The organism is Arthrobacter sp. 05T420 (assembly GCF_056396305.1).
The window spans coordinates 248,184-272,785 of the sequence record NZ_JBFTLG010000002.1; the positions used below are offsets into that span (position 1 = coordinate 248,184).

General features: G+C 67.1%; 19 protein-coding genes. 9 read left to right on the forward strand and 10 right to left on the reverse strand.

From position 1 onward, the window contains the following. Positions 1 to 40: 40 nt before the first annotated feature. From galK to AC1DEM_RS03505, 6 genes are all read right to left on the reverse strand, one after another. Complete coding sequence (gene galK / locus AC1DEM_RS03480; protein ID WP_476883125.1) at positions 41 to 1,213, reverse strand: galactokinase; 1,173 nt, start codon at positions 1,211 to 1,213, stop codon at positions 41 to 43. Further along, the gene (gene galT, locus AC1DEM_RS03485; RefSeq protein WP_476883126.1) at positions 1,210 to 2,349 is read right to left on the reverse strand and encodes a galactose-1-phosphate uridylyltransferase; all 1,140 of its coding nucleotides are present in this window, start codon (positions 2,347 to 2,349) and stop codon (positions 1,210 to 1,212) included. The genes galK and galT overlap by 4 nt, the downstream gene beginning before the upstream one ends. Before the next feature lie 31 nt (positions 2,350 to 2,380). Then, entirely contained in the window at positions 2,381 to 4,546 is a 2,166-nt protein-coding gene (locus AC1DEM_RS03490) for an alpha-galactosidase (protein ID WP_476883127.1), read from the reverse strand. 106 nt (positions 4,547 to 4,652) lie between these two features. Beyond that, entirely contained in the window at positions 4,653 to 5,990 is a 1,338-nt protein-coding gene (locus AC1DEM_RS03495; RefSeq protein ID WP_476883128.1) for an ABC transporter substrate-binding protein, read from the reverse strand. A gap of 70 nt (positions 5,991 to 6,060) precedes the next feature. Then, entirely contained in the window at positions 6,061 to 6,993 is a 933-nt protein-coding gene (locus tag AC1DEM_RS03500) for a carbohydrate ABC transporter permease (protein WP_476883129.1), read from the reverse strand. Between the two features lie 12 nt (positions 6,994 to 7,005). Continuing rightward, positions 7,006 to 7,968, reverse strand: coding sequence for a carbohydrate ABC transporter permease (locus AC1DEM_RS03505; protein WP_476883130.1), 963 nt, complete (start codon positions 7,966 to 7,968; stop codon positions 7,006 to 7,008). 170 nt (positions 7,969 to 8,138) lie between these two features. Here AC1DEM_RS03505 and AC1DEM_RS03510 point away from each other — a divergent pair, with 170 nt between their 5' ends. The 9 genes from AC1DEM_RS03510 (at position 8,139) to mmsB (ending at position 20,335) form a co-directional block, all read left to right on the forward strand. Beyond that, positions 8,139 to 9,389: a Gfo/Idh/MocA family protein gene (locus AC1DEM_RS03510; protein ID WP_476883131.1), complete on the forward strand. Its 1,251-nt coding sequence runs from the start codon at positions 8,139 to 8,141 to the stop codon at positions 9,387 to 9,389. 1 nt (position 9,390) lies between these two features. Then, the gene (locus AC1DEM_RS03515; RefSeq protein WP_476883132.1) at positions 9,391 to 10,440 is read left to right on the forward strand and encodes a LacI family DNA-binding transcriptional regulator; all 1,050 of its coding nucleotides are present in this window, start codon (positions 9,391 to 9,393) and stop codon (positions 10,438 to 10,440) included. A gap of 190 nt (positions 10,441 to 10,630) precedes the next feature. Continuing rightward, positions 10,631 to 11,653: a LacI family DNA-binding transcriptional regulator gene (locus tag AC1DEM_RS03520; protein ID WP_476883133.1), complete on the forward strand. Its 1,023-nt coding sequence runs from the start codon at positions 10,631 to 10,633 to the stop codon at positions 11,651 to 11,653. Positions 11,654 to 11,763: 110 nt separating this feature from the next. Further along, complete coding sequence (gene araB, locus AC1DEM_RS03525) at positions 11,764 to 13,479, forward strand: ribulokinase (protein ID WP_476883134.1); 1,716 nt, start codon at positions 11,764 to 11,766, stop codon at positions 13,477 to 13,479. Continuing rightward, positions 13,476 to 14,186 (forward strand): L-ribulose-5-phosphate 4-epimerase, encoded by a 711-nt coding sequence (locus AC1DEM_RS03530; protein WP_476883135.1) that lies wholly within the window; start codon positions 13,476 to 13,478, stop codon positions 14,184 to 14,186. The genes araB and AC1DEM_RS03530 overlap by 4 nt, the downstream gene beginning before the upstream one ends. A gap of 103 nt (positions 14,187 to 14,289) precedes the next feature. Continuing rightward, positions 14,290 to 15,810 (forward strand): L-arabinose isomerase, encoded by a 1,521-nt coding sequence (araA, locus tag AC1DEM_RS03535; RefSeq protein WP_476883136.1) that lies wholly within the window; start codon positions 14,290 to 14,292, stop codon positions 15,808 to 15,810. A 468-nt stretch (positions 15,811 to 16,278) separates the two neighbouring features. Then, a complete protein-coding gene (gene chvE, locus AC1DEM_RS03540; RefSeq protein ID WP_476883137.1) occupies positions 16,279 to 17,403 on the forward strand; it encodes a multiple monosaccharide ABC transporter substrate-binding protein in 1,125 nt (374 codons plus the stop codon). A 107-nt stretch (positions 17,404 to 17,510) separates the two neighbouring features. Further along, the gene (mmsA, locus tag AC1DEM_RS03545) at positions 17,511 to 19,040 is read left to right on the forward strand and encodes a multiple monosaccharide ABC transporter ATP-binding protein (protein ID WP_476883138.1); all 1,530 of its coding nucleotides are present in this window, start codon (positions 17,511 to 17,513) and stop codon (positions 19,038 to 19,040) included. Positions 19,041 to 19,045: 5 nt separating this feature from the next. Beyond that, entirely contained in the window at positions 19,046 to 20,335 is a 1,290-nt protein-coding gene (gene mmsB, locus AC1DEM_RS03550; RefSeq protein ID WP_476883139.1) for a multiple monosaccharide ABC transporter permease, read from the forward strand. An 88-nt stretch (positions 20,336 to 20,423) separates the two neighbouring features. On the opposite strand, the gene AC1DEM_RS03555 is transcribed toward mmsB, so the two are convergent. The 4 genes from AC1DEM_RS03555 to AC1DEM_RS03570 form a co-directional block, all read right to left on the reverse strand. Beyond that, positions 20,424 to 21,785, reverse strand: coding sequence for an MFS transporter (locus AC1DEM_RS03555; RefSeq protein ID WP_476883140.1), 1,362 nt, complete (start codon positions 21,783 to 21,785; stop codon positions 20,424 to 20,426). Between the two features lie 86 nt (positions 21,786 to 21,871). Further along, positions 21,872 to 22,342, reverse strand: coding sequence for an RpiB/LacA/LacB family sugar-phosphate isomerase (locus AC1DEM_RS03560; protein WP_476883141.1), 471 nt, complete (start codon positions 22,340 to 22,342; stop codon positions 21,872 to 21,874). 8 nt (positions 22,343 to 22,350) lie between these two features. Next, on the reverse strand, positions 22,351 to 23,355 hold the full coding sequence (locus AC1DEM_RS03565; RefSeq protein ID WP_476883142.1) for a ribokinase: 1,005 nt from the start codon (positions 23,353 to 23,355) through the stop codon (positions 22,351 to 22,353). Positions 23,356 to 23,434: 79 nt separating this feature from the next. Further along, on the reverse strand, positions 23,435 to 24,460 hold the full coding sequence (locus AC1DEM_RS03570; RefSeq protein ID WP_476883143.1) for a LacI family DNA-binding transcriptional regulator: 1,026 nt from the start codon (positions 24,458 to 24,460) through the stop codon (positions 23,435 to 23,437). Positions 24,461 to 24,602 lie beyond the last annotated feature (142 nt).

The window sequence follows — 24,602 nt, forward strand, 5'->3', positions numbered from 1 at the left end:
GCACCGGCTTCGGGCGCTGACCACCGGGCCGCCGGCCTGATCAGAGCCGCCGCGCCCCCTCTGCCGGCAGGACGGCGAACACGTCCGGAACCGGCAGCCCGCGGGCGGCGAAGCCGGCCAGGACCGCGGACCGGGCCCGATCGGCGTCGCTCACCGGAACCAGGGCGATGGCCGAACCGCCGAACCCGCCGCCGGTCATTCGGGCACCGACGGCCCCGTTGGCGCGGGCGGTGTCAACGGCCAGGTCCAGCTCCGGGCAGGAGATCTCGAAGTCGTCCCGCATGGAGCGGTGGCTGGCGTCCAGCAGTTCCCCGATGGCAAGCGGCCCGTGGGTCCCGAGCAGTTCCGCGGTCCGGGCCACCCGTTCGTTCTCGGTGACGATGTGCCGGACCCGGCGGAACGTCTCGTCGTCGAGAATCCGCTCGGCCCGGGGCAGGTCGGCGGCACCGAGATCCCTAAGGGCGCCCACGTCCAGGGCCCGGGCGCCCTGGACGCAGGAGGCCCGGCGCGCGGCATACCCGCCGCTGGCATGGGCGTGCGAGACCCTGGTGTCAATGACCAGGCACACCAGCCCGGCTTCCGCCAGGCCAAGCGGCACCGGGCGGGAGCTGAGGTCGCGGCAGTCCAGGTAGACGGCGCAATCCTCGGTGCCCAGCATTGAGGCGGACTGGTCCATGATGCCGGTGGGGGCGCCGACCACGTTGTTTTCGGCGCGCCGCCCGATGTCCGCCAGGTCGGCGCGGTCCAGACCGGCTCCGGTGAGATCGGACAGGGCAAGGGCGACGGCGCACTCCAGGGCCGCGGAGGAGGACAGGCCGGCGCCGACCGGGACATCGGAGGACACGAACAGGTCAAAGCCCGGCACCGGAATGCCCGCGCGTTCCAGCTCCCAGGCCACGCCGGCCGGATAGGCGGACCAGCCCGCAGCCTGGTCCGGGGTGAACGTGTCGAGATCGAATTCGACCGGTTCCGCGCCCGGGAACCCGGAGGCCAGCCGCACCGTGCGGTCTGCCCGGGCTGCCACGGCGACGGTGGTGCTGCGGTTGATGGCGAAGGGCAGCACGAGGCCCTCGTTGTAGTCCGTGTGCTCGCCGATCAGGTTGACCCGTCCCGGTGCCTGCCACACGCCGTCGGGGTGCCCGCCGAAGTGGCCGGCGAAGGCGCCGGTCAGAACGTCCGCCAAAGCCGTTCCTTTGCTGTCGATGTTGGTCATGGGGTTCCTGTCCTGGCATCCCGGAGCCGGGCGGCGACCTCTTCGGGCGTCGTGTCGTTGATGAAGGCGCCCATGGCGGCCTCGGAGCCGGCCAGGAACTTGAGCTTATCCGCGGCCCGCCGGGGCGAGGTGAGCTGCAGGTGCAGGTAACCGGACCGTCGCAGCACCGGGTCAACCGGGGCCTGGTGCCAGGCGCTGATGTACGGCGTCGGGCTGCCGTACAGGGCGTCCAGCCGGCCCAGGAGCTCCGGGTACAGCACGGCGAGCTCGTCGCGTTCGGCGCCCGTCAGCGCCGCCAGGTCCGGAACCTGGCGGTGCGGGACGAGGTGGATTTCCAGCGGCCAGCGGGCCGCGAAGGGGACGTAGGCGCTGAAGTACTCACCCTCGAGCACCATGCGGGCGCCGTCGGCGCGTTCGCCCGCCAAAATGGTCCCGGTCAGGGTGGCCTTTCCGCCCGCCGCGTCGTGGAACTGCCGGGCGGCCGCGGCCATCACCGCGGCCCGCGGCGTGACATAGGGATAGGCGTAGATCTGGCCGTGCGGGTGGTGCAATGTCACGCCGATGTCCTGGCCGCGGTTCTCGAAGCAGAACACCTGCGCCACGCCCGGCAGTGCGCTCAATGCCTCGGTCCGGTGCGCCCAGGCGTCGATCACGGTGCGCACGCGCCGACTGCTGAGCGCGGCGAACGTCCCGGTGTGCTCCGGGGTGAAGGCCACCACCTCGCACCGGCCGCCGGCGATTCCGCGGGTTCCCCAGCCCGGCGATGCCGGGGTGGGTGCGAAATCCGGTCCCAGCGACGGGAAGCGGTTTTCAAACACGGCGACGTCGTAATCCGCGGCCGGGATCTCGGAGGGCCGCGCGTCGGTGCTCGGGCACAGCGGGCACTCGTCCGCCGGCGGCAGGTGCGTCCGGTGTTGCCGGTGCGCGGCGACCGCCACCCAGTCCCCGGTCAGTGCGTCGTACCTGATCTCCCCGGAGGGTCCGCGTTCGGGAAGTTCGCGGCGGTCCCAGGACGGGCGTGGCCGGGGACGGTCGGAGTCGTCGAAATATAGCAGTTCGCGCCCGTCGGCCAGGCGTGTGCTGGTGACCGCGGACACCGACGCCGGGGCGTCGCTGCGGCTGATGATGCTGGTCATGGGGTTCCTTCAGGGGGTGGGGACCGGGCGGTCAGAGGGCCTGGACGTGCAGGAGCAGGGCGTGCTCCGGGTTCAGGAGCGGCAGGGGCAGGCCGACGTGCCGCAGGAAGGCGCCGGTGGCAACGGCCCCGTCTTCCAGCCAGGCGGGCGGCTGGACCTGGGTGTAGGTGTGCGCGTAGTCGCCGTCGAGGGGCGTGGGTAGCTCGGCCCGGACGCGGTAGTTCCGGGTCGGGTCAAGGCCCGGCAGCGACACCAGTCCGGGGACCTCGGCCGGGGCCGACGCCAGGGACACGGCGGCGAACAGCGCCTCACCGGCGTCGTGCGCAACCACACCGTGAACACTCAAGGTGGGCTCGGCGGTGTCCGCGTTGACCCGTTTGCCGGAGTGGATCAGTGCGCGGTGGCGCTTGTACAGCGCAATCACGCGGCGCAGCGTTGCCCGCTCCTGGTCCGTGGCCGCGCGGATGTCCCACTCCATGCCGAAGTGGCCAAAGAGCGCGGTGATGGCGCGGAAGGAGATGTCGTGCGTGCGGGCCGTGGTGTGCGAGGTGGTGGGTCCGATATGCGCGCCGACCAGCTCCGGCGGCAGGATGGCTTGTGTCCAGCGCTGGATGGTCTGGCGTTCCAGGGCGTCGTTGCAGTCCGAGGCCCACACGCGGTCCGTGCGCTGCAGGATGCCGAGGTCCACCCGTCCCCCGCCGGAAGAGCAGCTTTCGATCTCCACGTCCGGGTGCGCTGCCTTGAGCGCGTCGAAGAGCCGGTAGGCCGCGAGCGTCTGCTCGTGGACGGACGGGCGGCCGCCGCGGCCGTGCTCGGTGAGGTCCCGGTTCTGGTCCCACTTGAGGTAGGCGATGTTGTTTTCGCGCAGCAGGGCGTCGAGGCGGCCGTAGATGTACTGCCAGGCCTCCGGATTGGCGAGGTCCAGGACGTGCTGATTGCGCCACGTGTGCGGGAGCCGGCCGCCGTCCTTGTAGGAAAGCACCGACGGGCCCACGATCCACTCCGGGTGCTCGCGGGCGACGTCGGAGTCCAGGTTGACCATCTCCGGCTCCACCCACAGGCCAAACTCCATGCCGTGCCCGGTGACGGCGTCGATCAGCGGCGTGAGGCCTCCGGGCCACACACCCTCGTCGACGAACCAGTCGCCCAGGCCCGCGTGATCGTCGCGGCGGCCGCGGAACCAGCCGTCGTCCAGGACGAAGCGTTCCACGCCGAGCCGGGCCGCCGATTCGGCGAGTTCCAGCAGGGGTTCGAGGCTGTGGTCAAAGTAGACCGCCTCCCAGGTGTTGAGCACCACCGGGCGTACCCGCCCGGACGTGGTGTCCACGTGCTGCGGCCGGGCGCGGAACCAGTGGTAGAAGGCCTCGGTGATGCCGTCCAGGCCATGGCCGGAATAGGCGGCAAAGAGCGACGGCGTCCGGTAGCTGCCGCCGGGGTGGAGCACCACTTCGCCGGAGCCGAGCAGCTCCGCGGCACCGAGCATGCGCCGGCCGTCGGTGAGGCTGTCGAGGTACTGCTCGTGGTTGCCGCTCCAGCCGAAATGGGTGGCCCACACCTGGCCCCGGCGGTTGGAGAAGCCGGCGGTCCCGGCGGCCACGAGCAGCGAGGAATCGTGGCCGGTCCGGCCGTGCCGGCCGGTGCGGACCCAGGTTCCCTGCTGGACGGCGTGCCGCTGCGGGTGGTTTTCGCGGCACCAGCGTCCGGTGAGATCGAGCAGTTCCGTGGCGTCCCGCGGCACCGGCAGCACCGTGGCGAGTTCTTCGAGCTGGTATTCTGCCGTGCCGTTGTTGGTCAGAGTGTGGACCAGCTCCAGGAGGCCGCCGGGGTGGAGGGTGAGCTCGGAGCTGACGTCCAGTCCGGCCTCGGAATCACGGTGGATGATCAGTACCCCGCGGCCGCCGTCCTGCACCTGGGCGGAAACCACCCGCAGGGCCGGCGAAAAGTCCTGGCCGGGGCCGCCGTCTGCGTTCCGGTGCCCGCGGAGGCCCGGCCGTCCGGCCCAGCCGGAGGAGGCCTGCGGGAGCAGCCCGGCGGTGACAGGGACATCGAGGGCGGAGTGGGACACGGGCCCGCGGAGGATCGCCAGATCGGGGAGGTGTTCGCCGAGGTCGGCGCCCCAATGGACGATCTCGGCCTCGCCGGAGTCGAAGGCCAGCAGGAGGCTGGTGCCGGCAGAACGCAGGTGCACGGGGTGCATGGGATTCGCTTTCAGTTGTGCGGAAGTCAGGTGCTGGTGCGCGGGATCCCGGCTGGGACCCCGCGCAGCGGGCGCCGCCGTTGCCGGCGGCTATGGCTTCAGAGGCCTACTTGAACAGGGCGTTGACCTGGTCGTTGGCTTCGGTGAGGGAGCTGGCAGGCTTCTTGCCGGACAGCACTGCGTCCATGGCCGGCTTCATGATGCCGTCCACCTTGGCTGCCTTGTCCGCGATCGGGAACAGGAACGTGGTGCCGTCCTTGACCTGCTGGGTGAAAGCGGAGACGTCCGTGCCCTTGGCCTTGAACGCTGCGGCTGCCTTCTCGGAGGAGCTGGTGATGGCCGGGAACACGACGGCCTTGGAGGCTACGACGTCCTGGCAGGCGGAGGAGGCGAGGTATTCGACCCATTTGACCGAGGCTGCCGGGTTCTTGGTGCCGGCCCAGATGGAGTCGGCCAGGCCGTTGAACATGCTGGCGCGCTTGCCTTCGGGGCCCTTCGGGGTGGGGGCGATGCCGGTCTGGATACCCTTGTAGCCGGTGTACTGGCCGATCAGCCAGTCGCCGGTGGTGTTGATCGCGGCCTTGCCGGCGCCGAAGTTGTCCGACATGCTGGCGCCTACAGTGGTTTCAAGCTTGGGCATGTAGCCCTTGTCCGCCAGGCCGGCCCACCAGGCAATGGACTCCTGGAACTTGGGGTCGTCGTAGTTGAACTTGGTGCCCCAGGGGTTCTTGTCGGTGTGGGTCCAGCCGGTGGTGCCGGTGAGGTAGCTCCACTGCGTCTGGCCCTGGCCCGAACCGGAGGACTCCAGGCCGAGGCCGTAGACGGCCACGTTGTTCTTGTCGAAGCCGGCCTCATCGCCGCGCACACCGTTCTTGTCCACGGTCAGGTGCGCGATGGCCTTTTCGTAGCTGCCGCCGTCCTTCGGGTTCCAGTCCAGGTTGGCCATTTGCTCGGCGGTCAGGCCCGCGGAGTCCGTCATGGCCTTGTTGTAGAAGAGGCCTACGGTGTCCCAGTCCTTGGGCAGTCCGTAGCGCTTCCCGTCCTGGCCGACCCAGAGCTCGGCCAGGCCCTTGTTGTAGCTGTCCAGCTTGATGCCGTCCTTGGCGACGGCGTCGTCGAGGGGGAGCAGTTGCTTCTTCGCGGCGTACTCGGGGTACTTGGAGAGGTGGTCGGTGAAGACGTCGGGGGCGGTGCCGGCAATGAAGCCGTTGGTCAGTGTGGTCCAGTAGTCGTCCCAGCCGCGCTGGGTGATCTTGACCTTGATGTCTGGGTTGGCCTTGGTGAAATCGTCCGCGCACTTCTGGTAGGCCGGGAGCTGGTTGGCGTCCCACAGCCAGTAGTTGATTTCGCCCTTGGCGTCGGCCGAGGGGGCGGAACCGCCGCAGGCGGAGAGGGAGATGGCGATGGCTGCGGCGGCAGCGACGGCGCCGAGGGTCTTCTTCATGGTGGACCTTTCATGGAAGTGCTTCTTTGAGGGGAACGCTTATTGACGGGGAGTGCGTGCTGGGTCGGGGTTACTTGATGCCGGAGAAGCCGATGGAGTTGACCACCCGCTTGCCGAAGGCGATAAAGAGCAGGAGGACGGGCAGGGCCGCGATCAGGGTTGCGGCCATCAGGCCAGCCCAGTCGGGGGCGCCCTGCGGGGACTGGGACTTGAAGACGCCCAAGCCCACGGTGAGGACGCGGACGTTCTCGTCCTGGCCCACCAGCAGCGGCCAGAAGTACTCGTTCCACTGCCCGATGAAGGTCAGCAGCGCCAAGGTGGCCAGCGGGGCCGCGGCGTTCGGGAGCACGATCTGGAAGAAGATCCGCACGTGCTTGGCGCCGTCGAGCATGGCGGCCTCTTCCACCTCGCGGGACATGGAGAGGAAGAACTGGCGCAGGAAGAAGATGGCGAAGGGGGTCATGAACAGGAACGGCAGGGCCATGCCGGCGAAAGTGTTGAGCAGGCCCAGGTTCTTGATCATCAGGAAGTTGGGCAGGGCTGTGAAGATTGGCGGGACCATCATGGTGGCCAGGAACAGGCCGAACACCACGTTCCGGCCCGGCCAGCGGAGCCGGGAGAAGGCGTAGGCGGCCATCGCGCTGAAGAAGACCTGCCCGGCGGTGGTGACGGTGGCGAAGATGATGGAGTTCCGCAGGTACAGCCAGAAGTTGATGGCGGCGCCGGAGCCGCCCTCGGCGATCGCTTCCTCGGGGCTCTGCAGCCCCAGGACTCGCTTGAAGGCGCCGAGGCTGAAGTCGGCCGGCAGCAGGTTGCTGGCGTTCGAGGCGAGGGAGGCGTTGCTGGATAGTGCGGTGCGGAGCATCCACAGGAACGGCGCGATCGTCACGGCGACGGCGACGGCGACGAGGGTCCAGGCGCCGACGCGGCGCCAGTTGACCGGCTTCCTGGGAGCTGTAGCGGTGGTGGCGGGATTCTTGCGGGAAGGGGCGGAGGTAGTCATGGCTGGGGTTCCTTAGTCCAGATCCGATTCGTTGCCCTTGAGGAACTTCATCTGGACGAAGGCCACAAGAGCGAGAATGACGAAGAGAATGACGGACAGCGCCGAGGCGTAGCCGAAGTCGGATTCACCGAATGCCTTTTGGTAGATGTACATCTGGATGACGCGGGAGGCATTGATCGGGCCGCCGCCCGTGGTCACTGCCACGGTGTCGAAGACCTGGAAGGAGCCGATCACCGTGACCACCAGGACCAGCACCAGCACGGGGCGCAGGAGCGGCATCGTGATGCTCCAGAAGGTCCGGGTCGGGGAGGCGCCGTCGAGCGAGGCGACCTCGTACACGTGCTTGGGGATGGACTGCAGGCCGGCGAAGATCAGCAGGGCCGTGTATCCCATGTGGCGCCAGACGTTGACGCCGGCGATGGTGGGGATGGCCCATTGCTCGCTGCCGAAGAAGGCGATGCGCGGCAGGCCCATCCAGTTGATGACCTCGTTGACGATTCCGAGCTGGTAGTCGAGCATCCAGAACCACAGCAGTGCGACGATCACGTTCGCCACCAGGAAGGGCAGCAGCAGGGCGCCGCGGATGAAGGTGGACTTGGCGACGTTGTGCATCAGGAGCGCCAGGCCGAGGGCGATCGCGGTCTGGAAGCCGATGTTCAGTGCCACGTACTGGACCGTCACGGCCATGGCGTTCCAGAACAGATCGTCGGCGAAGATCGCGGTGTAGTTCTTAGTGCCGATCCAGGTTGGATCGCCCAGGACGCTGTACTCGGTGAAGCTGAGGTAGACGCCGCGGATGCTCGGCACAAGGTAGAAGGCAACGAAGCCCAGCAGGGCCGGGGCGATGAAGAAGAGGGCGACCCTCAGGTCGCTCCGGGGTCGGCGCAGGCGACGGGGGGCAGCGTTGCCCTTTCCCGTTCCCGTGCCGGTCGCCTTGCGGGCCTGAACGGCTCCGCGGGCAGTTGTGGTGGTCATTGGTGGGTCCTCCGCAGTTACGTGGTGCTGTGACGTGGATTACAACTGGGAGATGAATCTACACGAGTAACTTTCCGATGCGCAACCGTTTCGTTCATGTTTCCGGGCTGAAAAATTCCGCTCATCATGATCTATTGACTCGAGTAGAAACCGGTGTGAAACTTGCGTGCATGACATTCTCACTAGGTATCGTTGGCGCCGGCCAGTTCGCAGGCGCCTTCGCCAAGCTCTTCAACGCCCACCCCGAAATTTCAGAAGTCCATATCACCGATGTCCTGCCGGAACGGGCCGAGGCCCTCCGGGAGCGGCTCGGCCTGGCCGGGACGTATCCCAGCTTCGAGGCCATGCTCGACGGCGGCGTGGACGCCGTCGCAATCTTCACCCAGCGCTGGACGCACGGGCCGCTGGTGCTGCAGGCGCTCCGCGCGGGCAAGCATGTCTACTCGGCAGTGCCGATGGCCATCAGTGAGGACGAGATCGCCCGGATCATCGACGCCGTCCGCGAGACGGGCCTGACCTACATGATGGGCGAGACCAGCTACTACAACCCCGCCACTGTGTATGCCCGCAAGCGCAGGGCCGAAGGCGCCTTCGGCCGCATTTTCTATGCCGAGGGCGACTACGTGCACGACATGGACCTTGGCTTCTACGAGGCCTACCAGTACAGCGGCGGGGCGGACTGGAAGCGCACCGCCAGCTACCCGCCCATGCTGTACCCGACCCACTCCACGGGCGGGGTGCTGGGCGCGATCGGCGGCCATGCCGTCAGCGTCAGCTGCATCGGCGTCTCCGACGAACGCGGCGACGGCGTGTTCGACAAGGACGTCAGCATGTTCGGCAACGACTTTTCCAATGCCACCGCGCTGTTCGAACTCTCAACCGGCGGCTCCATGCGCATCAACGAGATGCGCCGCGTCGGCTACCCCTCCCACCTGCGCGAAAGCCGCTTCCGGTACTTCGGCACCGAAGCCAGCTTCGAGCAGCTGGCCACGGTCAGTGTGTGGCAGGACAAAGAGTCAGTGACCGATGTCAGCGCCGAACTGGACACCCACGCCACGCTCGCTGCCGACGATCCGGCGCTGGCCGACGTCGCACCGGCCCTGCGGGACGCCTTCAGCTCCGGTCTGGCCGCGGTGCACGACGCCGGCCGGCTCCCCGCCGAGTTCCGCGGACTTCACAACGGGCACGAGGGCAGCCACCACTTCCTGGTGGACGACTTCGCCACCGCCGTCGCCACCGGAACGCTGCCGCCGGTCAATGCCTGGGAAGCCGCCCGCTACACCCTTCCGGGCATCGTCGCGCACGAGTCCGCCCTCCGCGGCGGGGAGCGGCTGCCCGTGCCGGACCACGGTGACGCCCCCGCCGGGCTGCCCGCGCACGTCTCCAGTGAGGAAGGCTTTGCCGCCGAACTCCGGCGGTAGCATGGTCCCTGTGCCACATTCGCCAGCCCCCGCCAGGCCCACGATCACCCGCAAAGACGTGGCCCGGCTGGCTGGCGTCAGCACCGCCGTCGTCAGCTATGTGGTGAACGGCGGACCCAAGCGGGTCTCCCCGGTGACGGCCGCGAAAGTGCGCGAGGCCATCAGCGCCCTCGGGTACCGGCCGAACGCCGCGGCGAGGGCCCTGAAGCTGGGCTCCAGCGAGATGCTGGGCATGGTGGTCCCGGACACCACCAACCCCTTCTTCGCCACCCTGGCCCGCGCTGTGGAGGAAGCCGCGGCGGCGCGCGGCTACGCGCTGCTGCTGGCCAACTCGGGCGGATCGGCGGCCAACGAACGCCGCCAGGTCCGGAACCTCGCGAGCCGCCGGGTGGACGGCGTCTTCCTCTCCAGCGTGCTGTTCGAACCCGACCTGACCGAGCTTGAGCACTCGGAGATCCCCGCCGTGCTGCTCAACCACAGCAGCGAGGTGCCGGGCTTCAACTCGGTCGGCGTGGAGCTGCTCGAAGGCTCCCGGCGGGCCGTTGAGCACCTGGTGGGCCACGGCCACCGCAACATCGCGTTGGTCATGGGAATGAACGCCGGCAATGACCTCGACGCGCGCGAGATCGGGTGGCAGCGAGGGCTGGCCGAGGCCGACCTCCCGGAAGGGCCCATCCTGCGTTGCGACTTCGACCGCCAGGGCGGCTACCGGGCCGGGCAGCGGCTGCTCGCTGCCGCCGACCGGCCCACCGCCGTGTTTGTCAGTTCCGACCTGCAAGCCGTCGGCCTGCTGCGCGCCGTGTATGAGGCCGGCCTGCGTGTCCCGGAGGACCTCGCTGTCTTCTCCTTCGACGGCTCGGCCGAGGCGGAGTACAGCTGGCCGCCGCTGAGCACGGTCGCGCAGCCCGTACAGGCCATGGCCGAGGCTGCCGTCGAGGCACTCATCGACTCCGACAGCGGCTCACCCACCAGGAACAGGACCTTCCCCGTGGACCTGGTCCTGCGGGCGTCCTGCGGCTGCGTGCCGTCGCCCGCCGTGCCGGCCAGGTAAAGTCCCTTCCTCTGACATCGTTGCCGTCCCCTGCGGGCGGCGGGGGCTAAATGGACTATCGTTAGCGCTAACAGCAGCCGGGAGCCAGGCGACCTGCGGGCGTCATGCGCCCTCCCAGAGGTTGATTCCATAGGTTGATTTCACGGTAAGTTCACACCGGCGGACGACATCGGAGCGAAGGGAGCCTCGCATGGGGAACAGCAATGACCGGCGGCTGCCGCGGCTCGAAGACGTCGCCGCGCTGGCCAAAGTTTCCCACCAAACTGTGTCGCGGGTGATCAACAACCACCCGAACGTCAGCACGGCAACAAGGGTGCGGGTGGAGGCAGCGATTGCCGAACTCGGCTACCGGCGCAACACGGCCGCCCGGAGCCTGGTGACCCGGCGCACCCAAACCATCGGTGTCCTGGCCTCGGAACTCGGGCAGTACGGCCCGGCGAACACCCTGTTGGGGGTCCAGCAGGCCGCCCGCGAAGCAGGGTATTTCGTGAGCATTGCCGCGATCAAAGGGGCCGGGGCGAAGGCCATTTCGGATGCGGTGCGGCACCTGACGGACCAGGGCGCGGACGGAATGATTGTGATCGTGCCGCACGACGGGACACTTCAGGTGCTCGAAGGCCTGAACCTGGATCTCCCGGTGATCGTCGTCGGCGGTGCCGGGGAAGGGCGTCTGAGCGGCGCGATGGTCGACCAGAAGCTCGGGGCGCGGCTGGCCGTGGCCCATCTCATCAGCCTTGGCCACCAGCAAATCGGCCATGTCTCCGGCCCGCTTGACTGGGTGGACGGCAAGGCCCGTGTTGACGGGTGGCGCGAGGAGCTGGCGGAAGCCGGCCTCCCGGACGACCTTTTGGTCGAGGGGGATTGGAGCGCGGGCAGCGGGTACCGGATCGGGAAGCTGTTGGCAGAACAGCGCAGCGCCACGGCGGTATTCGTCAGCAACGACCAGATGGCGCTCGGACTGCTGCGGGCGTTCGGCGAGAAGGGCATCCGCGTCCCGGAGGAAATCTCGCTGGTCGGCTTCGACGATCAGCCCGAATCCGCCTACTTCATGCCGCCGCTGACCACCGTGCGCCAGGACTTCGAGGAGCTCGGAAAACGCTGCATGGACTTGATACGCGCCCAGATCGAGGACGAAGCCGGCAGCGGCGCCTTGGTGGTCAAGCCTGAGCTCGTGGTCCGCGCCAGCACTGCGCCCCGCCCCCGCCTCTCCTAGGGCCGAAGCTTTCCGTTTCCGGCCAAGCACGACCGGTCTTCTTGACACCATGTTTGTTAGCGCTAACAATAAGGGAGTTCGCAATGTTGCGGAACCTATTGGAGGATTTGATGGACTTCTCAGTGGACGGAACCGACAACTTTGTCATCGGTGTGGATTACGGCACGCTTTCGGGGCGGGCCGTCGTCGTCCGGGTCCGGGACGGCAAGGAACTGGGCAGCGGAGTCTTTGACTACCCTCATGCTGTGGTCTCGGGCGAGCTCCCCGAGGACACGGCGGGCGCCGCCGGGATCCGGCTTCCGGGCGAGTGGGCGCTCCAGGTGCCCGACGACTACCGGGAGGTCCTGCGCCACGCGGTGCCCGCGGCGATCGCCGACGCCGGAATCGACCCGGCCGCCGTCGTGGGGATCGCCACGGACTTCACGGCCTGCACCATGGTTCCGGTCAAGGCAGACGGCACCCCGCTGAGTGAACTGCCCAACTTTGCCGACAGGCCGCACGCCTATGTGAAGCTCTGGCGCCACCACGCCGCGCAGCCGCAGGCGGACCGGATCAACGCACTGGCCGCCGAACGGGGCGAAAGCTGGCTCCCGCGCTACGGCGGGCTGATCTCCTCCGAGTGGGAATTCGCCAAAGGACTGCAGCTGCTCGAGGACGACCCGGAAAGTTACGCCGCGATGGACCGCTGGGTGGAAGCCGCCGACTGGATCGTCTGGCAGCTCTGCGGCAACTACGTCCGCAACGCCTGCACGGCCGGGTACAAGGGGATCTACCAGGACGGCCGCTACCCGTCCGAGGACTTCCTGGCCGCCCTGAATCCGCGGTTCAAGGATTTCGTGTCCGCCAAGCTGGAACACACCATCGGCCGGCTCGGCGACGCCGCCGGTTATCTCACCGCCGAGGCCGCCGCCTGGACTGGCCTGCCCGAGGGGATCGCCGTTGCGGTGGGCAACGTGGACGCGCACGTCACCGCACCGGCCGCCAAAGCGGTGGAGCCGGGCCAGCTCGTGGCGATCATGGGCACCTCCACCTGCCACGTCCTGAACGGCGGCGAACTCCGGGAAGTGCCGGGCATGTGCGGCGTCGTCGACGGCGGCATCGTGGACGGGCTCTGGGGTTACGAGGCCGGGCAGTCCGGGGTGGGGGACATCTTCGGCTGGTTCACCAAGTTCGGCGTTCCGCCGGAATACCACCAAGCCGCGGCCGCCGCCGGTCTGGGCATCCACGAATATCTCACCGAACTCGCGTCCAGCCAGGCGATCGGCCAGCACGGCCTGATCGCGCTCGACTGGCACTCCGGCAACCGCTCCGTGCTGGTGGACCACGAACTCTCCGGCATCATCGTTGGCCAGACCCTCGCCACGAAACCTGAGGACACTTACCGGGCACTCCTGGAGGCCACAGCCTTCGGCACGCGGACCATCGTGGACGCCTTCCGCGACTCTGGCGTCCCGGTCACCGAGTTCATCGTTGCCGGCGGGCTCCTGAAGAACAAGCTGCTTATGCAGATCTACGCCGACATCACAGGACTGCAGCTCTCCACCATCGGCTCCACCCAAGGTCCAGCGCTGGGTTCGGCCATCCACGCCGCCGTCGCTGCCGGAAGGTACCAGGACATCCGGGAGGCCGCGGCCGCCATGGGTGCTGCGCCGGGCGCGGTCTACACACCGATCCCGGAGAACGTCGCGGCCTACGAAGAACTGTTCCGGGAATACCGGACACTCCACGACTACTTCGGCAGGGGAACCAACGAGGTCATGCACCGGCTCAAAGCTATTCAGCGCAACGCCGTCCGTCCTCTCTTCACCGCCGGGGTGTCCGCATGAGCACGCTGCCGGAATCCATCGCCCGGCTCCGCAGCGAGGTCTGCTCGCTGCACGCCGAACTCACGCGTTACCAGCTCGTGGTCTGGACGGCGGGAAACGTCTCGGCCCGCGTTCCCGGCTACGACCTCATGGTCATCAAACCGTCCGGCGTCTCCTATGACGAGCTGACGCCGGAACTCATGGTGGTCACCGATCTCTTCGGCACGCCGGTGAGCTCGCTCAGCTCCGGAGCCGACGGCGCGACGGTCGAGTGGGCCAACCCGGACCTCACGCCGTCCTCGGACACCGCGGCGCACGCCTACGTCTACCGCCACATGCCCGACGTCGGGGGAGTGGTGCACACCCATTCGACCTACGCCACGGCCTGGGCTGCCCGGGGAGAGCCGATCCCCTGCGTGCTGACCATGATGGGTGACGAGTTCGGGGGGACGATCCCTGTGGGCCCGTTCGCGCTGATCGGGGACGACTCGATAGGCCGCGGCATCGTGGACACCCTGGCCCGGTCCACCTCGCCGGCCGTGCTCATGCAGAACCACGGGCCCTTCACCGTGGGCAAGGATGCCCGCTCCGCGGTCAAAGCCGCTGTGATGTGCGAGGAAGTGGCCAAGACGGTCCACGTTTCCCGCCAGCTCGGCGAGCCCGTGCCGATCGACCCGGCCCAGATCGACTCGCTCTACGCCCGCTACCAGAACGTCTACGGCCGCTAGGCCCAAAAACCGGCCGCTAGGCCCAAAAACCGGCCGCTAGGCCCAAAAACCGGCCGCTAGGCCGCCAACCCGCCGTCGCTCTCTACCTTCCCCAGGAGAAAACATGTCCAACGCCAACAACACGTCCCTTGAGCAGTACGAGGTCTGGTTCCTCACCGGCAGCCAGCACCTCTACGGCGAGGACGTCCTCAAGCAGGTCGCTGCGCAGTCGCAGGAGATCGCCGACGCGCTGAACGCCTCCGCGGACGTACCGGTGAAAATCGCTTGGAAGCCCGTGCTCACGGACTCGGACGCCATCCGCCGCACCGCCCTGGAAGCCAACTCGGATGACGCCGTGATCGGCGTGACCGCCTGGATGCACACGTTCTCCCCGGCCAAGATGTGGATCCAGGGCCTGGACCTGCTCCGCAAACCGCTGCTGCACCTACACACCCAGGCCAACGTCGAACTGCCATGGGCGGACATCGACTTCGACTTCATGAACCTGAACCAGGCCGCCCACGGCGACCGTGAATTCGGCTACATCCAGTCGCGCCTCGGCATCCCCCGCAAGACCGTCGTGGGGCACGTGTCCAACCCCGCGGTCTCCCGCCAGGTAGGCGCCTGGCAGCGCGCCTCGGCGGGCTGGACCGCGGTCCGGACGCTTAAGCTGACCCGCTTCGGCGACAACATGCGCAACGTCGCCGTCACTGAAGGGGACAAGACCGAGGCCGAGCTGCGCTTCGGCGTCTCGGTCAACACCTGGTCCGTTAACGAACTCGCCGACGCCGTGCACGGCGCCCCGGAGGCCGACGTCGACACCCTCGTCGCCGCATACGAGCGGCTCTACGACGTGGCCGCCGAGCTCCGCGCCGGTGGCGCCCGGCACGAGTCGCTGCGCTACAGCGCCCGGATCGAACTGGGGCTGCGATCCTTCCTCGAGGCCAACGGCTCGGCCGCCTTCACCACCTCTTTCGAGGACCTAGGCGCACTGCGCCAGCTGCCGGGCATGGCCGTGCAGCGGCTCATGGCCGACGGCTACGGCTTCGGCGCCGAGGGCGACTGGAAGACCGCCATCCTGGTCCGCGCAGCCAAGGTCATGGGCTCCGGGCTCCCCGGCGGCGCCTCGCTCATGGAGGACTACACGTATCACCTCGCCCCGGGTCAGGAAAAGATTCTCGGCGCCCACATGCTCGAGGTCTGCCCCTCCCTGACCACCACCAAACCCCGCGTGGAAATCCACCCGCTCGGCATTGGCGGCAGGGAAGACCCGGTCCGCATGGTCTTCGACACCGACGCCGGCCCCGGGGTCGTGGTGGCGCTGTCCGACATGCGCGACCGCTTCCGCCTCGTGGCCAACGCCGTCGACGTCGTGGACCTCGACGAGCCGCTGCCCAACCTGCCGGTGGCCCGCGCACTCTGGTCGCCCAAGCCGGACTTCGCCACCTCCGCCGCTGCGTGGCTGACGGCCGGGGCCGCCCACCACACCGTGCTGAGCACAGCCGTCGGCATGGACGTCTTCGAGGACTTCGCCGAGATCGCCAAAACCGAGCTGCTCACGATCGACGAAGGCACCACCATCCGGGGCTTCAAGAAGGAGCTGGCCTGGAACGCCGCCTACTACAAACTGGCCGGCGGTCTGTGACCGGGGGCGAATACGGGCTCCGGCACGGGGCTAACACCGCCGTCATCACCGCCTGCGGGCGTCGGTGCGGGCTATCCCTTCGCATTGTCGATCACCGCGCGCTACCGGCTGGACGGCGACGGTCTGGGCAGGCGTGCGTCATCGTCCGGGACCCGGGCGGGACCGGCGTCGGCTTGAACCCGGAGCCACGCACCGCGTGGCTTGGCGCATTCTTGCGGCGTGAGGGCACGCTGCCGGACTGACGCAGATCAAACGGCCAATGTGCGTTGACTCACATGTTTCGAGAAGCTATCTTTGACCATATTGTTAGCGATAACAATCGGCCGCAGTTCCCTTGCAGGCTGAATCCCCGTTCCATTCAGACCTCCGCATTCCTCCCGCTGTCACCGCCCCGCAGGGGCACAATGACGTGCAGGACTGCGATCAGGAGCAACTTCGCGGACTATGCGTCCGCGGAAGGAGAAAATTGTGAAGATCAGGAAACTCCTGGGCGCCGTTGCGGTTGTCCTCGCTGTGACCGTAGGGGCCACCGGCTGCGGCAGTCGGCCCGGCACGGCCGCCCCGGCCGCCAGCGCCGATGCTGCCGGCTCGCTCGTCGGGATCTCGATGCCGACGCAGACCTCGGAGCGGTGGATCGCCGACGGCAAGAACGTCTCGGACTCCTTGACGAAGCTCGGTTACAAGGCCGACCTGCAGTATGCCAACGATGACATCCCCACGCAGGTGGCGCAGATCGAGAACATGCTCACCAAGGGCGCTAAAGCCCTGATCGTCGCGGCCATCGACGGCACCACCCTTACCGACGTCCTTGCCAAGGCGAAGGAACAAAACGTAAAGGTCATCGCCTACGACCGGCTCATCAACGGCACGCCGAATGTCGACTTCTACACCACTTTCGACAACTACACCGTGGGCGTGCAGCAGGCCACTTCGCTGCTGACCGGCCTGGGCCTCGTTGACGCAAGCGGCAACAAGGTCGAAGGCAAGGGCCCGTTCAATGTGGAGCTCTTCGCCGGCAGCCCGGATGACAACAACGCCAACTTCTTCTGGACCGGCGCCATGGACACCCTCAAGCCGTACCTGGACGCCGGGACCTTGAAGGTACCCAGTGGCCAGACCAAGTTTGAGCAGGCCGCCATCCTGCGCTGGCAGGCCCCCGTGGCCCAGAAGCGCATGGAGGACATCCTCACTGCCGCATACAGCTCCGGCACCAAGCTCAACGGCGTTCTGTCCCCGTATGACGGCCTCTCCATCGGCATCATCTCGGCCCTGACCAGCACCGGCGGTTACGCCAAGGGCAGCCTGCCGATCGTCACCGGCCAGGACGCCGAAAAGGGTTCAGTGAAGTCCATCGTCGCCGGAGAGCAGTACTCCACGATCTTCAAGGACACCCGCCAGCTGGGAGCCCAGGCCGTGAAGATGGTCGACGCCCTCATGAAGGGCCAGGAGCCCGAGGTCAACGACACCAAGACCTACAACAACAAGGTCAAGGTGGTCCCCGCCTACCTGCTCAAGTCCGTCATCATCACGGACGAGAACTACAAGAAGGAACTCGTCGAATCCGGCTACTACAGCGAGGCCGACGTCAAGTAGCCACGTCGAAGGGTGGCGGGCCGCCGCCGAGTCCGGGCCGCCACCCTTCCCGTAGACCCCTGCAGCCGCAGGAGGTCTCAAGCACTACCAGGCAGTGAGAATTGGCGATGAACACACCCATTCTTCAAATGCGAGGAATCACCAAGACCTTCCCGGGCGTGAAGGCCCTCCAAGACGTCACCCTGCAGGTGAACCGCGGCGAAGTCCACGCCATCTGCGGTGAAAACGGCGCCGGGAAATCCACCCTCATGAAGGTGCTGTCCGGCGTCTACCCGCACAGCTCCTTCGATGGCGACATCCTCTTCGAAAACGAAGCCTGCACCTTCTCCAGCATCAGCGACAGTGAGAAACACGGAATCGTGATCATTCACCAGGAACTGGCCCTGAGCCCGTATTTGTCGATCGCCGAGAACATCTATCTCGGCAACGAACAGGCCAAGCGCGGTTGGGTGGACTGGCGCAAGACCAACCTGGAGGCCGCGAAACTCCTGGCCCGGGTGGGGCTGAGCGAAAACCCGGTCACCCCCGTCCAGCACATCAGCGTGGGCAAGCAGCAGCTCGTGGAAATCGCCAAGGCGCTATCGAAGGAGGTCAAGCTCCTCATCCTCGACGAGCCGACGGCGGCCCTCAACGACGAGGACTCGAGCCATCTGCTGGACCTGATCCTGCACCTCAAGGGCCAAGGCGTCACCAGCATCATCATCAGCCACAAACTCAACGAAATCCGCAAGGTCGCGGACGCCGTCACGATCATCCGGGACGGCAAGACGATCGAAACCCTCCGCCTGGGCGGCGGCGAGATCACGCAGGAACGCATCATCCGCGGAATGGTGGGCCGGGACCTGGAAAGCCTCTATCCGGACAGGGAACCCCGGATCGGCGAGGAAGTCCTGCGGATCGAGGACTGGTCCGTCCGACACCCGCAGGACTACAGCCGGATGGTGGTCAACAACGCCAGCCTCAATGTCCGCAAGGGGGAAGTGGTGGGACTGGCCGGGCTGATGGGCGCCGGCAGGACGGAGCTGGCCATGAGTGTCTTTGGGCGCAGCTACGGCACCGCAACCTCCGGGAGAGTCTTCAAGCACGGCACGGAAATCAACACCTCCACCGTCTCGGCCGCCATCAAGCACGGGATCGCCTACGCCACCGAGGACCGCAAGCTCTACGGCCTGAACCTCATCGAGGACATCAAGCGGAACGTTTCCATGGCGGCGCTGCGCAAGCTGGTGAAGGGCGGCTGGGTGGACAAGAACCAGGAAACCCTGGTGGCCAACGACTACCGGAAGAACATGAACATCAAGGCTCCGTCGGTCGCCGCCATCACGGGCAAGTTGTCCGGCGGCAACCAGCAGAAAGTGGTGCTGAGCAAGTGGATGTTTTCCGATCCGGACGTGCTGATCCTCGACGAACCCACCCGCGGGATCGACGTCGGCGCGAAGTTTGAGATTTACACGATCATCGCGAAGCTGGCCGCGGAAGGAAAGGCGGTCATTGTGATCTCCTCCGAACTGCCCGAACTGTTGGGCATTTGCGACAGGATCTACACCCTGTCCGCCGGCCACATCACCGGCGAGATCCCGATCGCCGAAGCATCGCAGGAAACCCTCATGCACTACATGACCAAAGAGAAGGAATAGCGAACATGTCCGCCCTCCGAGAATCCCTGGGCTTCCTGACAAGCCGCCTCCGCCAGGTTGGCATCTTTGTCGCCCTGATCCTGATCGTCCTGCTGTTTCAGATCCTGACGGACGGGATCCTGCTGGAGCCCCAGAACGTCACCAACCTGGTGGTCCAGAACAGCTACATCTTGATTCTGGCCATCGGCATGGTGATGGTGATCATCGCCGGCCACATCGACCTGTCCGTCGGTTCGGTCGCCGGGTTCATCGGCGCCATCGCCGGGGTCATGATCGTGCACTGGGGATGGGAATGGTGGATCGCCATCCCCGCCTGCCTGATCGTTGGCGCGCTCGTGGGTGCCTGGCAGGGCTACTGGATCGCGTACGTCGGCATTCCCGCCTTCATCGTCACCCTCGCCGGGATGCTGATATTCCGGGGCCTGACACTGATCACCCTCAAGAACCAGCAGATCACGCCGTTCCCGGCCGAGCTGCGGGCGCTGGGCGGCGGCTTCCTGCCGGACATTTCCGGTGGCACGTCGGTGCTGGAGTGGCTGACGGTCATCCTTGGTGTCGGCGCCACCTTGGCGCTGGTGGTCCAGGCAGTCAAGGAACGCCGGATCCGGATGAAGTTTGAAGTCGAGAATGAGCCGATGGCGTGGTTCGTCACCAAGACCGCGTTCATCGCCCTGCTCATGCTGACCATCACCTTCCTGCTCGCCAGCTACAGGGGCACCCCCATCGTCCTGATTGTTCTCGCGGTTCTGGTGATCGTCTATACGGCCCTGATGAACAACAGCGTCTTCGGACGCCATACCTACGCACTCGGCGGCAACTTGCACGCAGCCGAGTTGTCCGGCATCAAGACCAAGGCGGTCACGTTCCGGCTGTTCGTGAACATGGGCGTCCTTGCCGCGCTGGCTGGCCTCGTGTTCACGGCCCGGCTCAACTCAGCCCAGCCGGCCGGCGGCACCGGCTTCGAACTGGACGCCATCGCAGCGGCGTTCATCGGCGGCGCCGCGGTCACTGGTGGCATCGGGACCGTGGCCGGGGCCATGATCGGCGGCCTCATCATGGGTGTGCTGAACAACGGCATGTCGATCCTTGGCCTCGGCACCGACTACCAGCAGCTCATCAAGGGCCTGGTGCTGCTCCTCGCCGTCGGCTTCGACATCTTCAATAAGAACCGCAGCGGCAAGGGCGGCGGGGCCGCGATCTTCAAGAGCCTCAAACTGAAAACCCCGCCCGCGGCGGGTGCCGACGCCGGGAAGCCGGCGGATGAGCGTCCGGTTCCGGTGGCGGCCGGACAGTAACGCGGGATAGCACAGACTGCTGCGACCCGGGTTGGCCTCCAGAGGCCAACCCGGGTCGCTCTTTATCGCGGGGGTCTTCGCTGCGCTGCTAGCGGGCGGCCGCCGGCTGGTCCTCCGCGGCAGCTGCCGGCTCGCCGGCGATGATGGCGTCGACTTCAGCCTTTTCCTTGGCGCCCCAGGTTTCGCGGGTGTTCAGCACGCCGATCAAGCCAATGACGCCTACCAGGACGTACAGCGAGGCGCCCCCCGCCCACCCGAAGACGGAGGCCAGGAGCACGGCCAGGAAGGGCGCGAATCCGGAAATGGAGGCGGCCACCTGGTAGCCGATGGAGGCGCCGGAGGTCCTGGTGTTGGTCCGGAACAGCTCCGCGAACCAGGCGCCCTGCGTGCCGGTAAACGTGGCGTGGATGATGCCGATGCCGATCACGAACGCCAGGACGATCAGGAACGGGTTGCCGGTGTTGCTGAGCAGGAACATCGGGAAGCCGAAGACAATGACGGCGATGGTTCCGCCGAGGTAGAGCTTGCGGCGGCCGATGCGGTCGGTGAGCGCGCCGGCGACCAGCGTGACCGGGATGGCCAGAAGGCTGGCGATCACAATGCCGGTCAGGCCGATGGCCCGGTCCTCGGGGTTGTTCTTCGTGATGTAGGAGAGCAGGTACGTGGCCGTGACGTAGTACGCGCAGCTCTCCACGATCCGCAGGGAGATCACCCGCAGGATGTTCCGCCAGTCGTTCTTGACCACGGTGGCCAGCGGGTTCTTAACGATCGCGCCCGTGGCCTTGGTGTGTTCGAACTCGGGGGATTCCTCAAGCCTCATCCGGACAACGAGGCCGACGACGATCAGGACGGAGCTGGCGAGGAACGGCAGCCGCCAGGCCCAGTCGGTCTGCAGGGAGGCGGAGAGCAGGAACGCGGCGTTGGCCAGCGTGATGCCCAGCGGGTTGCCTGCCTGCGGGATGGCCGCGAAACGGCCGCGCTTCTTCCACGGTGCGTGCTCGAACGTCATCATGACGGCGCCGCCCCATTCAGCACCGAAGGCCAGGCCCTGGATCATCCGGATGATGACCAGCAGGATGGGTGCGAGGATGCCGACCTGGCCGTACGTGGGGAGGCAGCCGATCAGGACGGTGGCGATGCCCATGGTCAGCAGCGCGCCGACCAGCACGGGCTTGCGGCCGTACTTGTCGCCGAGGTAGCCGCCGACGGCACCGCCGATGGGCCGCATCAGGAAGCCCACCGCCAGGGTGGCAAAGGCCAGAAGTGTTCCGACCACAGGGTCCGTGTTGGGGAAGAAGACCTTGCCGAAGTACAGGGCCGCGGCCGTGCCGTAGGCGACGAAGTCGTAGTTTTCCACGCACGTGCCGGCGGCCGAGGCCACGGCGGTCTTGATCTTTCCGGGTGACCCGTGGGCGGCCTGGCGCGGCCGGTCCGTGATTGCTGCCGTCATATTCTATATCTCCTTTGATATTGCTGGACAGCCTTGGGCAGCATGCCGAAGGCCAGGTAAACGATTGGTGGTGCGGTGCCGTCCGGTCAGATTTCGGCGGCCAGTTCCCGTGCTCCCTCGAGCTCCATTTCGCGCAGCTTTTGGACGCGCCGGATGGTGTCTTCGTCGTTGTCGAATTTCGCGTCGAGGAACGACTGGAGGACTTCCTTGGCGGTGGCCCTGCCGATCAGCCAGGCGCCCATGGCGATTGCGTTCGCGTCGTCGTGCTCCACACTCTGGTGGGCAGAATAGACGTCGTGGCCCAGGGCGCACCGGATGCCCGGGATCTTGTTGGCCGCCATCACGGCGCCCACCCCGGTGCCGCAGACCAGCACGGCGCGCTCGGCCTCGCCGGAGCGGACCAGATCGCAGGTGGCCCGGGTGATGTCCGGGAAATCGACCGGCGCCTCGCTGGGCGCGCCGCAGTCGATGACCTCATGGCCGAGGTCCTCCAGGACTGACTGGACAAACGATTTGAGGGGGAAGCCGGCGTGGTCGTTGCCGAGTGCGATTTTCATGGGTCTCCTTAGTTCGGAACGACAGGGCTGGAAAATGCTGTGATCGGGTTGGCGGGGTTCGGATTGGCTGGGTTCGGATTGGCTGTGTTCGGATTCGCGGGGTTCGGCGCGGACGCCGGTAGTTCGCGCGCCCATGGAATCGATTCCATGGCGCCGGCGCGCGTGACTGCAAGTGCCGAAGCGCGCGTGGCGTGAACCATTGCGGCAGACAGGTCGCTTGGGTTGTCGGCCAGAGATGCGGCGAGGTAGCCCACGAACGTGTCGCCGGCTCCCGTGGTGTCCCGGGCGGCTACCTTGGCGGCCGGCACATGCACCAGACTGCCATCGAGGACTGTGAAGGACCCTTCCGCGCCGGCGGTGCAGACGATGGCCGGACCCAGGACAGGCGGAAGAGTCTGGACCAGCTCCCGGTGGTTGCCGGGTATTCCGCCGAGGCCGGCGAGAACCTGGATTTCCTGCTCGTTCACCACGAGGAGGTCGACGTCGTCGAGCAGGCCATCGATCTGCCGGGGGGCGGGGGCGGCGTTGAGGATGACGAATGCGCCGCGGCTCTTCGCGATGTGCGCAGCCTGCCGGACCAGCTCCGTCGGGATCTCGAGCTGCAGAACCAGGACGTCGCCGGCCTGGACGGCGGCGAGTCCGGCATCGACGTCGGCCGCTGTGATCCCGGAGTTCGCGCCCGGACTGACGATGATCTGGTTTTCGCCGTGGTCGTCGACGGCGATGACCGCCGTTCCGGTGGCGTCGGTGCCGCTGACCCGGACGTGACCGGCGTCGATGCTGGCCTCGGTCAGAACCTCAAGGATCCGTCGGCCATGCGCGTCGCCGCCGACGGCGCCGGTGAACTTCACTGTGGCGCCGGCCCGGGCCGCCGCGACGGCCTGGTTGCCGCCCTTGCCGCCGGGGCTGAACGTCGCGTCCGAACCCCGGACGGTCTCGCCCGCCCGCGGCAGGGAACGGACGCGGATGTTCTGGTCGATATTGAGGCTTCCGACCACAAAAACCGTGCTCATTGGACCTGCTCCTTCGGTGGTGTCGGACGGTGCCCCAGGCCGCAAATCAGAGGGGTCGGACTGGACGGCGTTGCTGTTGTCACGGCAGCCCCTTGCTTGGGTCCGCAGCGCCCGAGGAGGCGCGGACAATGAGTTCACTCGGGAGGACGACCGAGTCCGGCTTCTGCCCGTCGATCACCTCGAGCAGGAGCCTGACCGCGGTCCGGCCCATCGCCTCTACATCGTGGGAGATGACGGTCAGCGGCGGATCGAGCAGGGAGAACCATTCGATGTCGTCGAAGGCGATGAGGGCCATGTCCCGTCCGATGCGCAGGCCCTTGCGGTTCAGGGTGGCCAGCGCGCCGACGGCCATGGGGCTGTCGGCGGCCAGGAGTGCGGTTGGCGGCTGCGCGAGGCCCAGCAGGTGGTGCGCGCCGGCCGAGCCGCTGGCGGACTGGAAGTCGCCGAAGTACGTCAGTGCGGGATCGGCGCTGAGCCCGAACTCGCGGGCCGCGCGGGAGTAGGACTTGAGCCGGTCCCGGCCGGTGGACGTGGTCTGGGGTCCGGCGATGTAGCCGACGCGCTCGTGGCCCTGCCGGACCAGATGCTCCACGGCTTGGCGGATGCCGACATCACCGTCGGTGGTAACGCTCGGCACATCGATTCCGTCGACCGTCCGGTCAACGAACACCGTGGGGATGTCCCGTTCCAGCAGGGCGCGCAGGCTCGAGCTCCCTTCGCCCTGCGGTGCGGCGATCACGCCGTCCACGCGCTGCGAAATAAAGGTGTCCAGGTACCGGTCCTGCTGCGGGATGCTCTCGTTGGCGTTCCCCAGCAGGGTGACAAGCCCCTCCGCGAGGGCCGCCTGCTCCGCGGCGTGCGCCAGGTCGGCGAAGAACGGGTTACGGATATCTGAGAGGAGCAGCCCGATGACGTTGGTCCTGGTGGAACGGAGCGCGCGAGCCTGGGCGTTGGGGTGAAAATCCAGCTCGGCGACGGCGGCGGCGACCTTCTGGCGCGATTCCGCGGACGTTGCCGGGTTTCCGGACAGCACTCTGGAGGCCGTGGCGGACGAGACGCCGGCCAGTGCTGCCACGTCCTTGATGGTGATGGAAGGTCCCGTCACTGCTGCGCCTTTCGCCCTTGAACTGCTCTGGAAAAGTCTGTGGAATCGATTCCATGGAATCGGTTCCACAAGTATGTGACGCTGGCTACAGTCTGTCAAGGGTTGCTCGCGATCGGGATGAAGGGCGGGCTCGATCAGCTGC